The sequence below is a fragment of the Photobacterium andalusiense genome (genome assembly GCF_900185625.1).
Taxonomy (GTDB): domain Bacteria; phylum Pseudomonadota; class Gammaproteobacteria; order Enterobacterales; family Vibrionaceae; genus Photobacterium; species Photobacterium aquimaris.
This window is the reverse complement of sequence record NZ_FYAJ01000011.1, coordinates 51,730-67,378: the sequence shown is the minus strand read 5'-3', so window position 1 is coordinate 67,378 and position 15,649 is coordinate 51,730. Positions and strand designations below refer to the sequence as shown.

Sequence of the window (15,649 nt, the reverse complement as noted above, 5' to 3'; positions counted from 1 at the left end):
ATTAGCCAGTGGAGAGCGCTTATGGCACTCTTAAATTTAATGTTTAAAATGAAAGCTTTTATTATATTCATTTTATTATGTATAAGTTCATATGCGTTTTCTATGACGAGTGCAGGTACAAAAATATTAAATCAAGCAGAGATGCAATATTTTAATACTGAGCGAGGTGAAACAGTTACTGTTTTATCTAATTACGCGTCTGTAAATATTGGCGTGCTATATAATTATGCGCTCACACCGGAAGATGATAATACAATATTACCTGAATCTATTCGTTATGCTTCTGCCGGTAGTCGAGTCACATTTCCTGAGACATTAGAAAATACCGGTAATATAAAAGATAAATATATTTTATCTGTAAGTAATATATCGGGTGATAGTGGTGATCTTTATACTACGGATAATCGCATTAAAATTTTCTATGATCCTAACGGTGATGGTTTAAATAATTTTGGTGAAAGAGCACTGGAATTAGAAACTGATAGTGATGGTAATTATATTACGCCAGAATTAAAGCCTGGTGAGTTTTTACAATTAACTTTTGTTGTCAGTGTTCCATCAACAGCTATTGATAATGATAATTACTTATTTGTATTTAATTCCCAATCTGTAGGTGCCCCCGAATTAACTCGTAAAAACGAGATGGAAGTTATTCTTCGAGAAGGACCAGCGGTTAATCTATCTATTTTATCAGATCCTGTTTGTCAATCACCTGTAACGACAGGTGATGAGATTAAATATCACGTTAATTATGACAGTGTGGGAACTTCTCGCCCAGAAGCCGCAACTGAACCTTATTCATTTTATATTAGTGATGGTGGTACAGAATTAATTGAAGTTAGCCACTCTGGTATATTAATTACTGTTGATTTACCAGCAAATGTGACTATTCAACCAGATAAGCGCATCAATGGTGAGCCCGCACAAGATTATTCACCAAGGTCTATTATTCCAGCAAGTGTATCAATGTTTGATGGCGGCATTGTGTTGGTTGGATTATATAACGATGTTATTAGTGGTGGTGATAGTCGATTGTTAAAATGGATAGATTATTCTATTTGGGATGGCAAAGGCATTGTTGAACAAATGGGATTTTTAGTTAAACCGAGTTATATGGGTCCTAATACTAGTGGACACTTTAGCTATTATTCAATAATCAATGATATTTCGGCATCAGAGCCATTTAAAATTTATAGTCAAGCAAGTGTTGAATTATTTGCTGATAATTCACTGAAAGTTGAAAGTAATGAACAATGTAACACATTAGATGCGATTGTTTTACAAGGTGATAATAAGGATATTTTCTTTGAAACAATTACTAAGACGCCTGTCGATTATGATAATGGTGAAGATTTTACGCCAACAGGCTTTTATTATCTGCAAAATGCGCCGAACTTTGATAATAAAGAAGATGCAGTGTATGTGAGCTTTCAATATTCACCAGCGAATCAGACTAACGGTATTGATATTATTGGATCGAAGGATTCTGCTTTCCCCGTTACGTTATCATCAGGATTTGGTGATAATGTTAATTGGGTGTTTGTTGAAACATCTCCAGAGTCCGGTATTTTTAGAAGTGTTACGCCGATTTGGGCTGTAACTCCAGAGGGAGATACTCCACGTACACGTAATGATGATCAACAGTGTGATCAATTTGATTTAACTGGTAATAATCAAGAAATTCAAGATAAGGTGAATGATTATATTAACTTAACTGCAAATGGTTTAAATAATGAGCCATTTGAAAATTGTCGCATTGAAGCACAACCCAACGATATGTTAACTGTGTCAGTGTTTAATCGAAATACTGCATCATTACCTGTATTGAGTACCACAGCTATTGTCAGTCCTCAATTTACTGTTTTTGATGCAACTCACTTTTTGACTGATGCTGATGGCTTTAATATTTCAGGATTACCTGGAAATATTATTGAATTTTATCAATTAAATAATGGTGTAGAAACATTAGTTAGCACACATACATCAGATGCTAACGGTAAGGTTCTTTTTCCTAAATTACCACAAGGAGAGAATTACTTTATTAAAGTAACACCAACAGATAATTATATATGGGCAACAAAATATACTGATCCAACAGTTTTTAATACTCATTATGTTGGCGCGCCATCTTACGGTATTAACGGTTACTCTGGTATTGAAAATTCAGGTTTATTCTCAATTGACGGTACGAATGGATTACCAATTTATTCTGGGTTATCAAGAACATCATTAGATCCTAATGGTATAACTAACGCTATTTTTGATATTCCATTAGATCCCGCTAATATAGAGCAGGCACTTACTTTACAAAAAGATGCAGATAAAGAAACGGCTGAAATCGGTGAGTTCGTTAAATATACTTTAACATTAAGAAACAATTTACCAGAATCAACGGTATATAATACTCGTGTGATTGATGAGCTTCCTTATGGATTTAAATATATTGCAGGTAGTGCGCGTTTAAATGATGCACCTCTAGCTGATCCTGAAAAAATGGGTACATCAACAATACAATTTAATATTGGAGATGTAAAAGGAAGTACTGTTGCCCCTGAAAATGGCCTGTATGTTATTACTTATGTATTGCAATTAACTGCAGGTGCTGTGGATTCTGATGGTATTAATTCAGCTTCAGCAATTGCACATTCATTAGCAACAAGTAGCACGATAACTGCTAATGACAATGGTTTTCCGATTATTTCAAATGTTGCTAAGTATCAATTAGGAATAAGCCAAACAGGTGTCATGTCTGAGCGAGGCATTATTTTTGGTAAAGTATATGTTGATGCGCAATGCAGTGATGCCGTTAAAAATAGTGTGTGGCCAATAGGCGGGGTTAAAATATATCTAGAAACTGGTGATTATGTTATTACTGATGAAAATGGTCAGTATTCAATGTTTGGTATTAAACCGGGTAATCATGTCCTTAAAGTTGATAAGCAAACATTACCAGCAGGAATTGAGTTAGCGCCTATTGATACTCGCAATGCAGGAATTGGTGATTCTAGGTTTGTTGATTTAAGACGTGGTGAATACCATAAAGCTGATTTTTCTGCACCTTGTCCAACAGATGATCAACAAGCAATTTATGCAGAATTACAAGGTCGCAATAATAATATCAATGGTGATTGGCTATTTGATACCGCAGAAAGATTCCAAGGGTTAACCAATAAAACATCGTTACCAAAAGCTGATGAATTAACATCAGGTATTGTTAGTGGACCTCGTTCTAATAATAAAGAAAATCGTCAAACAGATAAATTATCAACATCAATGTTATATAAATACAGTGGTTATGCATTGGAATATAAACAAGGTAAGTTAGATAATATTAGAGAGTTTTATAAGTTACTGCCTACTGATATTAAAGATGAAGCGTATATTTATCCATTAGAAGAAGGTAATGCAGCTTTAAAAATAGGTTTCTCTCATAATCAGGATAGCTTGGTTATATTAAAGCAAAAGCTTGCGGATAAAAAAATCTCGACCTCAATTACACCTACGGTTTATAACAATATCCCGTATAAGTCTCGCCTGACAATTGATAATCAATTAGCCGATATTATTCCTTTACCTGAAAAAGAGGCTATGAATATTACAGCAGCTGAAGCGAACAAAGGTACTTGGTATTGGCCAAAAAATGATTATAGCTATCATGGGCGATTTATTGTGGTCGTTAACGCTAGTGTGTTACCTCAGTTATTTGTGAACGGAGAAAAAATTGGCAATGATCGTGTAGGTGAGCGCATTATTAATAAGGAGAAAAAAGCACAAATAGTAGGTTGGTATGGTGTTGATTTAGAGCCAGGTGATAATCTTGTTGAAGTTAAAGCAGAAGATGGTTTTGGTAATGAGCGTACATTATTAACGAAGATATTTTCTCATCCTAAATCAGCTGATCGTATTAATTTAGCAACCAGTGGTGAAGTACTTAAAGCTGATGGTGGTCGGTCAGTATTACCGATTAAACTTAAATTATTCGATGAGAATGGTAAGTTAGCAAGAGGTACCTACTTTGCGACATTAAGTTCTGATAAAGGTAATATTTGGTTAGACCCAGATATTCAAAAAGAAGAAACAGGTCATCAGGTACGTATTATTAATGGTGAAAAAACGGTTTATTTACGTAGTTCAGATATTACTGGCCAAATTAATGTGAAGGCTGAGCTTGATAACTTTTCTGATACGTTAAAAGTTTATCAAGTTGCTGCTCAACGACCATTATTTGTTTCAGGGCTGATTGAATATACCGGTCGTTATGGGCGCATGAGTGGTGAAGCACCATCGCGTCAAGCGGAAGGCTATGAAGATAAGAGCTACACTGATAAAGAGCGTGCTGCATTATTCATTAAAGGTAATGTTAAGGGCGGAGCTCATTTAACATTAAGTTATGATAGTGATAAATCAGATGAAGAATACTTACGTGAAATAGCCCCTGATAGTTATTATCCAACGCCAGGTGATGCAAGTATTCGAGGTTATGATGCAAGAAGCACCAGTAAGTGGTTTGCGAAGTTAGAAAGAGAACGTCACTTTATTATGTGGGGTGATTATATAACTAGTGAGGGTGCTGATAGAGCTGATTTGGGTATAACCAGTCAAACGCTAAATGGTTTTAATGGTATGTATAATGATGGTAAATTTACTGCGCAATTATACGCTGCTCGTCCTGAAGATCTTCATAAAGTTATAGAGTTTAACGGTAATGGTACCGCTATGTTTTATAACATTGGTGATAAACGTATTGTTCGTCATACTGAAACGATTAGTCTAGTCACTTATGATAGAAATAATCTTGGCTTAGTATTAAAAGAGCAGAATTTAACGCGTTATATTGATTACACCATTGATTACTTTACCGGTGATGTTCAATTTAGCCGTGTGGTACCAAGCTTCGATGATGAGCTAAATCCAATTAAAGTACGTGTTGCTTATGATGTGGATGATAATGGTGAAGCATATACTATTGCTGGTGGTCGGTTATCTTATTTATTCACGCCATATTTAGCCGCCGGTATTAGTTATGAATATAACGATCATGAGCTCGAAGGATATGATCTTGGTAGTGTTTGGGTTAATTATACTATTGATAGTCAAACGCAGTTAACCGCATCTGTTGCAACTATGTCTCATGAGGGCAGTGAAAGTGCCAATACGGTAACAACGTCATCTATTGCTGGCAATAAATTGAAAAACGGGACTGCTGTTAAGTTACGCTTAAAGCGTGATTGGAGTGACTCAACCCAAACTGAAATTGAATATGCCTATGCTCAGGAAGGCTTTACTAATACAACTGGTGGTGTGACACCTGCTCGTCAAGAAATTCGCTTACGTCATCGTCAGAAATTAATTGGCTTAACTAATTTAAATATTGAAGCGAATCACTCTGAATCTTTAATTACAGATGAAAAGCAGCAATCCGTTGGCGCAACTATCGATACCAAATTATTTGGTAGTGCGTGGTCAACCCGTTTAGGTTCTCGTTATATTAAAAATGAAACTAGTGACGGTAATACTGAGCAATATACAACAGCTATTATTGGATTAGGGCGTAGCTTTAATTTATTTAATCGAGCTGGACGTATTGATAGCGAATATGAGCAGAGCTTTAAAAATAATGAGCAACGGCGTTTTAATATTAAAGCAGATTGGAATATACATAAACAAGCTAACTTGTATGCCCAATATGAATATATCGATTCAATTAGTGGTATCAGTAATTTAGGTAGTGGTACAACGAGCTTATTGACAGCTGGTATTGATGTTGACTGGCTACATGGTGGTAGCACCTTTAGTGAGTTCCGCCAACGTGGTGCTTCTGATGGTCGTATATTAGAAGTTGCAAATGGATATAGAGGTAAGTTTGAAATAATACCGGGTATTAGTATTGATCCTTCGGCTGAATATATTGAAGTAATTAAAGGTGAGGGTACATCGGGTGTGGCTGTTTCATTAGGTGTTGCGGATGTTCGAAACCCGAATTATAAAACTACGGGTAGAATTGAATATCGTCATGGTGATGATCAAGACTATTACGGTATTTTGGGCGCATGGGTAACACGTTTAAGTCAAGATTGGAGCGCCTTAGTTCGAGAAGAATATCGTTATATTGATAATGCAGCCTCTATTAATAATTGGAATAATCATTTAAGTGTTGGTGTTGCTTATCGTCCACGTCTAACCAATCAATATAATATGTTGGGTGCTTATGAGTGGAAGGTTGATCGTAATGATATAAAACGTACTGCTCATATTTTATCGACACATCAAAATTATCAGCCTTCTGAAGATTGGTTGTTATCAGGGCGTTTAGGTCTTAAGTGGGAAGATTATACTGATTATGATCAACACTATAATTCAGTATCAACGATTATTGATGGACGAGTGATTTATTATATTAATCGTCGCTGGGATGTTGATTTTCATGCCGGTGTGTTAGGTACAGATGGACTAAGTAGCCGTCGTTATTCATACGGTTTAGGTCTTAATTATCTAGTGATGAAAAATTTACGTGCAGGTATCGGTTATAACGCGATTGGCTTTGATGATAGCGATCTCGATCCGCAAGGCTACAACCTGCAAGGTTTTTATTTCAACATGATGTTCAAACTTGATGAAGGCTTGTTTGGCTGGTTGAGTGAATAGAGGTAAATAAATAATGAAAGTTATACTATTTTTATTGCTTGGATGTGCCTTTTTAAGTGGTTGTGTGAGTGATAATGCAATATATGCTGATTATGGTAAATGGGCTTGCTATAAAGAGCAGCCGAAGGTTAAATCATCATTTTGGCCAAGTGTTATTAATTTTGATTTTAATCAGTCGAATATAACTGAAGCAGAAGAAATAAAACTTAATCAAACCGTTAAAGTATTAAAAGAATATTCATCGTTTAATCTTGCTGTTATTGGATCAACAGATCCTGAGGGTTCGTTTGAATATAATGATGCACTTTCATTACGCCGAGCGACCGCGGTAAGTCAATATCTTCAAGGACAGGGAATTGCAAGGTCACGATTAGTATTAATTGGTACTGGTGAAAATGAGTTATTTATTAATACAAATGATAAACAAAAGAATAGAGCTAATCGTCGAACGCAGCTTATATTACTCGATGCCAAGCATAATCCAGTGGATATTTATTTTAATAAGTTGGCTTTGCCGTCAGAGCCTCTCATTATGAATAAAGTAAATAGCTTATAATAGGCGAGGATCGTCATATGAATGTTTTCTACAGGTTACTTCTTAAATTTTTTATAACCATTACGCTTTGGTTTAGTTGCTATGCTATGGCATTAACTGATTCGGGTACGGTAATTAAAAACCAAGCAGGGGCAACATATCGTGATAGTGCTGGTATAGATCGAAGTACAACCTCTAATTTGGTTGAGACTTTAGTGCAACCTGTAGTAGCAATGACGTTAACCACAGATCAATCAAAACGTGGTGCACCTGATGGACAAGTGACATTTACTCATGTTTTAACGAATACCGGTAATGTAACCGATACCTATCTATTAGATATCGGTTATCCTGCAACAGTGATTAGTGGTGGTACCATCTATCCGGATATGAACCCGAAAGACGGTGTTGCTGATGCTGCCGATGCTATCGTTTCGGGAACCACAATTATTGGTCCATTAGCACCAAATGAAACTTTCTCATTTGTTATTGTGGCTGATATTGATGCTGCTGTAACTAGCGGTGATACTGATTCATTAACTATTACAGCAACCAGTCAAGGTGCTGTTGTTGATGGTCTTCCTGTTGATAGTAGCGGTGTTAGTAGCCAAACAAATACCGATACAGTCACGGTCACTAATTTACCCATTATTGAAATGACTAAGGCAATGAGTGCTGATAATGGTGCTTCACCTAGTGGGCCTTATGTTGTTACTTTTACTTATACCAATGTTGGCGTAAGTAATATGGATGTAGCAAATACGAATGGTGTGATTTTAAAAGATATCTTACCTGAAGGAATGAAGTTTAATGGTGCTGTTAATTGGAGTGTTTCGGGCACTGAATTAACTGTAAGTGGTAACACTGGTGCGGGGAGTGGTACTGATGGTAGCGCCGACTTGAATTTTACTACCTGTATTGCGCCTAATACTGGATGTACACTTCAAGATGAAGTTGAATTTACAATGGATGGGTTAGATTCAGGTGCATCAGCGACAATATCATTTGAAGTAATGATCGCAACAGGAATCACTTCTGCAACGCTTAATAATCAGGGTATTTATGGTTATGATGCTGATAATTCAGGTCAAGTAGATGCTGGAGAGAAAGAAACAACTAATACTAATATTGTACCATTTAGAATTAATCCTAATTATGGTGTGATTGCTAATAATGGTGGTTGTGATGTCGGTACTGATGATAACTGTGATGGTAGTAATGATATTGATCATGAAGTTGTTAGTGTGGCAACGGCTAAGCAAGGTGAGCGTGTAGCATTTACTAACTATATTTGGAATACTGGTAATGCTGAAGATACATTTAATATCTCTTATGAAACCTCAAGATTTCCTACAGGTACCAGCTTTTTCTTATATAAGAGTGATGGTATAACTCCTTTAATAGATACTGATGGTGATTACCAGCCGGATACGGGTATTATTCCTGCACAAGGGGAGGCATGTCGTGCTTATCAAGTAACAGATGCAAATGGATATTGTGGCTATAAAGTGATTCTTATTGCTACATTACCACCTAATATTGCAGGTGGTGGTCCATATGATGTTATTAAGCGAGCAACGTCTTCAAATGATACTGCTGTGTCTAATACGGTTAAAGATGAATTAGGGACAATTGAAGCAAGTACCGTTGATTTAACAAATAATTATCGTGCAGGGACGGCAACAACCCTAGAAACGAATTGTGATGATGTCGGTGATAATTGTGGTTTTGGTCCAGGTGCTGAAACCAATCCAGTGACCACTAATATTGTTATTCCTGGAGAAACAACCCGCTTTACATTATATGTTACCAATACTTCCGGTGTACCTGACAGTTATCAATTTGAATACAGCAGCACTGATTTTAATTCAGGAGTATTGCCTACAGGTTGGGCGGTTGAATTTAAAAATAGTGATGATGTTGTAATTAGCGGTGTTCCTGTTGTTACCCCTGATGAAACTGCTGTTTTTTATGCTGATGTAACCGTACCAGAAACGGCGACGACGACGACTCAATCAATTTACTTCAAAGCTGTTTCTGCTACGACAGGTGTTAGCGATATTAAACATGATGCTGTTACTGTTGATAATAGTGGTTTTTGTGTTGGTTTAGTGTCAGATTCAAGTTTGACAATCGCAGCTGGAGGCGTTGCGATTTACAAGCATAAGATCAGTAATACCAGTAATGATCCTATTACGAATATTAATTTAGTAACGATAAATAATGTTGATGGGTTTACTTCGATTATTTATGAAGATACTGATAATGACTTGGAGCTATCAAGCGGTGATACACTGATAACGTCTATTGCTGCTCTTGCAGGTAAAGCGAGTCAGATATTTTTTATCAAGGTGCTGTCTCCTCCAAATGCACCAGAAGGGATCACTAACATTACGACACTAACAGCAACAGTACCTTGTGGAACGATCACATTAACCGATTCAACAACGGTATCGAGTACGAATATGACGATCACTAAAACACAAGCAATTGACGTTGGATGTGATGGTACAGCTGATAATCCATTTTCAACCACTAATATTTTAGCAAAGCCTGATGAGTGCGTTATTTATCAATTGGAAGCTAAAAATATCGGAGTTAAAAATGCGAAGAATGTTGAAATAAGCGATGCAGCGCCAGCATTTACTTCATTTCGAGTTATTCCGGGAACGATACCTGACATTAGTGCTGTTGGAGGCACCATAACACCTATTACTGATGGTAGCCAGGGCGCGATAGTAGGTAATGTAGGAACTGTTATTCCTGGCGATTCAGAAATATTAACCTTTGGTATCAAAATAGAAAGATAGTAGTTAATTAAAGCTTTTCGTTATTTTTGACGGAAACCCTTGCTTGGTTACACTTGATCAAGCAAGTTTTTTTTGTTTTAAATTTAAGGTGTAAAAAAAACCGCGGCTATTTATTTAGCAACGGAATTTAATATTACAGATTCAATATTAATGATGTTTATATCTATTCTTTAGATAATATATCAATTGCACGTTTATTTCCCTTGGAGGCTGATTGTTGCAACCAATATTCAGCAGTTTCAATTGAACTATCTACGCCATCACCATTGATATAAATACTAGCAAGATTATACATAGCACGATTATTACCATGTGATGCTGATTTTTTGTACCAGTAAATAGCTTGTGTGAAATCTTGTTTTATTAGATCTCCTTGATCATATATTTTAGCTAGCTCAAAGCTTGCTTCTGGATAGCCATTTTTATCTGCTGACTTAAGTTGAGTTATTGCTATATCAACATCATTGTTAATCAGGCCTAAATTTTCAATCCCTAACATCGCTAATTCATATAATGCTTTAGGATTATCTTGTTTTGCTGCGGCTTGAAGGTGACTATAACTTTTTTTGGTGTTAATGGGGGTTTTATAAAGACCTTTACGATATATATCACCTAAAATTAAATGTGAAAATTGGTGATCTTTTTCTGCCGAACTGTGTAATAAATTAATTGCTTCTGTAGTTTTTATATTTAACTCAAGGTAAGAAATGGCTAATAAATATGCTGAGTATTCATTATGTTGATCGCTGTTTTTCTCAAGGGTTTTTATAACATCCTGATGTTTTTTTTGAATAAAATATAAATACCCTAAAGAATAAGAGGACGGTACGTGGCCTTTGCTATGGTTCATTAGTAAGTATGATTCAGCTTTATCATGCAGAATATTACCACCGCGACCATCAATTAACATTAACGCATAATAGTAACGCGCAAGGGGATGATCCATTGCTGCAGCTTGTTTATACAATTTACGAGCTTTTGCTTCTGAAAGAGGGACAAGTTTTCCTTCTTCATATAATGCAGCTAAATAAAACAACGCATCTGAATTATTTGAAAGTGTAGCAATTTTATTTACCTGCTGTTGGCGTTCTTCATTTGATGTCGATTCATTTTCAATGATTAAAATAGATTTTGACAATAGTGAAAGGGTTGGTAGTTTATTATTATCGTAAGATAAAGATGATGTTTTTATTTTATTGTTAGGTTCTGTTTCAACGGGTAGCTCATTTTTTTCTGTTGAGCAACTTGTTAATATTATTAAACTCGATAGTATAAGCCTCTTCATTATTGATTTCTCCTATCCCTGTACTATTGTTAATTTTAGAACATAACTTAAAGGGATGTATTATGCGTTTACTATTTATTTCACTATTTTGTTTATTAATCACATCGTGTGCGTCGAGTAATTTAACATCCTCATGGGTAGATAAAAATTATACTCAAATGCCTATAAAGAGTACGTTAGTCGTGGCTATGTCAGATAACTTACGTGTGCGACGTATATTTGAAGATGATATGGTGAATGACTTTAGAAAAAACGGTGTTAATGCTATTTCAAGTTCACAGTTATTTCCAAATAAATTACCATCTAAAAATGATATCGCAGGATATATAAAAGCCAATAACACCCAAACAGTATTTGTCGCCCAGTTAGTCAATATTGAAGATAAAAATATTCGTTATCCAGGAAATAATTATGGCTATGGCAGCAGAGTTTCATTCCATAATTATTATAATAATTCTTACAGCTATATTTATGATGATAGCTACACCGTATCGTACGAGTTTGTAAACGTAGAATTTACTTTGTTTGATACCAAAAGCCATAAGCCGATTTGGTCAACATCATCAGAATCTGTTGATCCAACAAATATGAATGACATTATTGCTGAGTTAACCGATATTCTGATTAAGAATCTACAAGATAATGGAGTCGTGAGATAGCGCTATTACCATAAATGCATGCTGATTATTTTAGCCCTATTGTATGACAGTCATACAGTAGGGCTTTTTGAATGTACTAATAACACTATTTGGTATTTAGGTGGTCAAATATTACACATTTTAATTAATTCTTTTTAGGTATACTATTATTTGTTATACAAATTGATGTAAATCAAATAATAACAATGACTGTTACATTATCATGCACATGAATTTCGGAATGAGATGAGGTCTGGTGGCCTTCTCGGTCTTCAAAACCGATGTGAGCTGTATAAGCTCTGGTAGGTTCAATTCCTGCCTCTTCCGCCATTTTTCGCGCGTTTAAATGGTTCCCTGATACTTATTCTATCTCTTCTTGAGTTTATAGAATGAGTGCTGTTGCCTGCAATTCAGCTAAGGAACTTACCGTGAATACTATTGCATCCCCAGATAATACTTCTTCATCATCAGTATCTACTATTAATTATCGCTTGCCTCAAATTGAACAATTACTTCAACATTCAGATTTAGCTGATTATGTGCGTTTATTAAGTCGACCTGTCGTAACAAATACTCTGCGGCAGTTATTTGCTTCTATTCGTCAGCATCCTGATTTTAAAATTCAAGGTGTTAATGATCTTAATGTGATGGCATTAGTACTTGATAGTTGCCGTCAATTGTACCGTCGTCGTCAGCAGCGAGTAATTAATGCTACTGGGATTGCAGTGCACACCAATCTTGGTCGTTCGCCAATTGATGAACAGATCTGGGAGAGCGTAAAAGCCGTTAACACTGGTTATAACAATCTCGAACTTAAATTAAGTGATGGTAAACGTGGCGATCGTAATGGTTTATTACCTACCTTGATTCAGAGTTGGATTGGAGCTGAAGATTGTGTGGTGGTGAACAATAATGCGGCGTCAGTTTACTTAGTGCTGCATGCTTTAGCGGCGGGTAAAGAAGTGATTGTGTCTCGTGGTGAGCAAGTCCAAATTGGTGGCGGTTTTCGTATTCCTGATATTCTCGCACTTTCTGGGTGTAAGTTGGTTGAAGTTGGCACCACCAATATCACCACCAGTGATGACTATATTAATGCCATTACTGACAATACCGCGATGGTATTAATGGTACATCAGTCTAACTTTTCTATGCAGGGATTTACCGAATCTCCCGATATTCAGGATGTGGCAGAACGTTTACCTGAACATGTTGCATTAGTGATCGATCAAGGCTCTGGTTTATCGTCTGAGCAATATGCGCAAAGTGAAGTGTCGTTGCCACGTTATTTGCAGATGGGCGCTGATTTAGTGTGTTTTTCAGGAGATAAAATTATCGGTGGCCCACAAGCGGGTATCATTGCTGGCTGTCCAAACCTTTGTCAACGATTAGCAAAAAATCCGATGATGCGAACTTTCCGCCCTGGACGGATTGTTTTATCGATGCTTGAACAATTATTAGTTCAGAAATTAAATCGAGATCCAGCGGCTGTTGGTGTTGCACAAAAGGCATTAGATCGTGCCAAAACTAGCCAAGCGCTAGCACAACAATGGGCACAACGTTGGAAAGCCTATGTACAAGCCGTGCCTTTGGTGATGCAAGTCGGTGGTGGTGCTATTCCTAGTGAAACTTATCCTTGTTATGGTCTAAAACTTACGTTACCGGGTAACGCACAGCTGCATTTAGATGCGCTACGTGAGTTACCGATCCCAATTATTGGTTATGTTAATAGTAACCAGTTGCTATTAAATGTCGCGACTTTATTAGACAGCGATCATGCAGTCTTTATTGCTCAACTTGACGATTATATTCAATCTTGTACAAATACTGAGGTTAAATAATGGCGGTAACTCCAACACAATATCAAGCAGTGGTTGGCCTTGCTGGGCATGTTGACCATGGTAAAACAGCATTAATTGAAGCATTAACAGGCATGATCACTGCTCGTCCTCATGAGCAGCAATTAGGCATGACTCAAGATTTAGGTTTTGCCCATTTTCAAGATGATCATGGCAATACCATTGGGGTGGTTGATGTTCCAGGCCATGAACGTTATTTGCGAAATATGGTTGCGGGTGTATGGCACTTAAATGTGTTGTTGTTAGTGGTAGCTGCCGATGAAGGCTGGATGCCAATGACGACTTCACATTTAGATGTGGCGCATGCAATGGGAATTGAAGATATTGTCGTTTGTATCAATAAGCGCGATAAAGTCAGTGCTGAGCAATTAGCTGCAATAGAAGACCAAGTGTTAGAACAAGTCATGGAACGTAGTGGTTTGTTACCTGAAATTGTGACTGTTTCTGCATTGAAGAAAGATAACATTGAAGCGTTGCGCCAACTTTTAATTGATACCGTACAGGTAAACATTACACGTCATAAAGTTATCGTGCCAGCAAACAGTGATGATATTGCAGTACTCGAGCCTGCGACAGATCCTCTGATGTATATTGATCGCGTATTTGTTGTTAATGGAATTGGTACAGTGCTTACAGGTACGTTAGCGCAAGGACAATTGGCTATTGGCGATAAAGTACGGTGTCATCCATCAAATCTTATAGGTACGGTGCGATCGATTCAGGCGTATCATCAGCAATTAACTTCTGTTTCAGCAACATGCCGTGTCGCAGTGAACATTAAAGGTGTGGGTCGTAAAGATATCGGCAGAGGGCAATTGGTCACGGGTATTAATCAGCAGATTACCTTACGCGATCAATGTATTGTACGGCTAACCAAAACGGCAACAAAGTTAAAAGTTAAAAAACAACGCCAAGTCGAAGTTGCGATGGGAACGTGGCACGGAACTGCACGTTTAAGCTATATTCCTAATACTGAGTTAGCGCGATTAGTGTTTGAAAAGCCAATTCCGTTATTATTTGGTCAACGATTAGCCATGATCCAAAAAGGCGGCAGTGGTTTACAGCATGGCGCAGAAGTGGTGTGGACCGATTATATTTTTGGGTATCAAAAACGCCGTCTATACGATGTGTTAGATAATTTACCGCAGCAATTACAACCACAATCTCAACGACAAATGTTACTTGTTTTACAAGGTTATTTTGAATGTGCAGATGCAGATTTTAAAGCTTGTCGACAACAAACATACATTGCACCATTTTGTTTTGATAGCCAATGGTTAGCGGATATGTCACACCAAATTGAAACATTATTAGGTGCGGGTATTGCGATGGCTTCAGCTGAGCTCTGTAGCCGATTACGAATCAATGATGCAGTGATTGAACTGATCATGCAGCGTTTGAAACAACAAGATAAAGTTCATTTAAGCTATGGTAAATGGTGTATTGGCCAAGGTGATAATGAAGATGATTTACCGCAAGATGCGTTGAATATTCTGCATCAAATTCGTCAGTTCGGGAAAGCAGGTTTAGAGCTGAATAAGGTAAAAGTTGTTGGCGGCAAAAAATGGTTACGACAACTAAGTCATCAGAAATATATTACTGCACTTGATGAAAATATCTATTTTGATATGGGGATCTATTTAGATTTAGTGAAAGCTGTTATCGCTGAACATCAACCTCATGATCGTATTACAATGACAGATATAAAAGATCGTACAGGGTTAAGTCGTAAGTATTCTATTCCATTAGCCAACCGAATGGAAAAAGACGGTTGGGTTAAGCGTGATAATGATGAACGTATTATTTTAAGATCATGGCAAAAAGAGTAGCTGCATAAAAAAGCAGAGTGGATATATATCCACTCTGCTTTAAGTATTGTT

7 protein-coding genes and 1 tRNA gene are annotated in these 15,649 nt (G+C 36.8%); 7 read left to right on the top strand and 1 reads right to left on the bottom strand.

Annotated features, from left to right (window positions below; all coding sequences use genetic code 11):
* The first annotated feature begins 102 nt into the window (after positions 1-102).
* The 3 genes from PAND9192_RS17700 (at position 103) to PAND9192_RS17690 (ending at position 9,990) form a co-directional block, all read left to right on the top strand.
* Complete coding sequence (locus PAND9192_RS17700) at positions 103-6,645, top strand: hypothetical protein (protein ID WP_234999202.1); 6,543 nt, start codon at positions 103-105, stop codon at positions 6,643-6,645.
* A gap of 13 nt (positions 6,646-6,658) precedes the next feature.
* Complete coding sequence (locus tag PAND9192_RS17695) at positions 6,659-7,201, top strand: OmpA family protein (protein WP_087854804.1); 543 nt, start codon at positions 6,659-6,661, stop codon at positions 7,199-7,201.
* Between the two features lie 86 nt (positions 7,202-7,287).
* A complete protein-coding gene (locus tag PAND9192_RS17690) occupies positions 7,288-9,990 on the top strand; it encodes a hypothetical protein (RefSeq protein WP_234999201.1) in 2,703 nt (900 codons plus the stop codon).
* 163 nt (positions 9,991-10,153) lie between these two features.
* Here PAND9192_RS17690 and PAND9192_RS17685 read toward each other — a convergent pair whose 3' ends face one another.
* The gene (locus tag PAND9192_RS17685) at positions 10,154-11,275 is read right to left on the bottom strand and encodes a tetratricopeptide repeat protein (protein WP_087854802.1); all 1,122 of its coding nucleotides are present in this window, start codon (positions 11,273-11,275) and stop codon (positions 10,154-10,156) included.
* Positions 11,276-11,337: 62 nt separating this feature from the next.
* Between PAND9192_RS17685 and PAND9192_RS17680 the strand changes: the two genes are divergently transcribed.
* From PAND9192_RS17680 to selB, 4 genes are all read left to right on the top strand, one after another.
* Positions 11,338-11,934 carry a hypothetical protein gene (locus PAND9192_RS17680; RefSeq protein ID WP_087854801.1) on the top strand — a complete coding sequence of 199 codons (597 nt, stop codon included), beginning with the start codon at positions 11,338-11,340 and terminating at the stop codon, positions 11,932-11,934.
* A 217-nt stretch (positions 11,935-12,151) separates the two neighbouring features.
* Positions 12,152-12,243, top strand: a tRNA-Sec gene (locus PAND9192_RS20730).
* Between the two features lie 98 nt (positions 12,244-12,341).
* On the top strand, positions 12,342-13,751 hold the full coding sequence (selA, locus tag PAND9192_RS17675; RefSeq protein WP_087854800.1) for an L-seryl-tRNA(Sec) selenium transferase: 1,410 nt from the start codon (positions 12,342-12,344) through the stop codon (positions 13,749-13,751).
* The gene (gene selB / locus PAND9192_RS17670; RefSeq protein WP_087854799.1) at positions 13,751-15,598 is read left to right on the top strand and encodes a selenocysteine-specific translation elongation factor; all 1,848 of its coding nucleotides are present in this window, start codon (positions 13,751-13,753) and stop codon (positions 15,596-15,598) included. The genes selA and selB overlap by 1 nt, the downstream gene beginning before the upstream one ends.
* The last annotated feature ends 51 nt before the right edge of the window (positions 15,599-15,649 follow it).

Bases quoted from the DNA above. Each gene is read 5' to 3' on its own strand.
- PAND9192_RS17700 (WP_234999202.1), top strand. From the start codon at position 103: ATGACGAGTGCAGGTACAAAAATATTAAATCAAGCAGAGATGCAATAT.
- PAND9192_RS17695 (WP_087854804.1), top strand. From the start codon at position 6,659: ATGAAAGTTATACTATTTTTATTGCTTGGATGTGCCTTTTTAAGTGGT.
- PAND9192_RS17690 (WP_234999201.1), top strand. From the start codon at position 7,288: ATGGCATTAACTGATTCGGGTACGGTAATTAAAAACCAAGCAGGGGCA.
- PAND9192_RS17685 (WP_087854802.1), bottom strand. From the start codon at position 11,275: ATGAAGAGGCTTATACTATCGAGTTTAATAATATTAACAAGTTGCTCA.
- PAND9192_RS17680 (WP_087854801.1), top strand. From the start codon at position 11,338: ATGCGTTTACTATTTATTTCACTATTTTGTTTATTAATCACATCGTGT.
- selB (WP_087854799.1), top strand. From the start codon at position 13,751: ATGGCGGTAACTCCAACACAATATCAAGCAGTGGTTGGCCTTGCTGGG.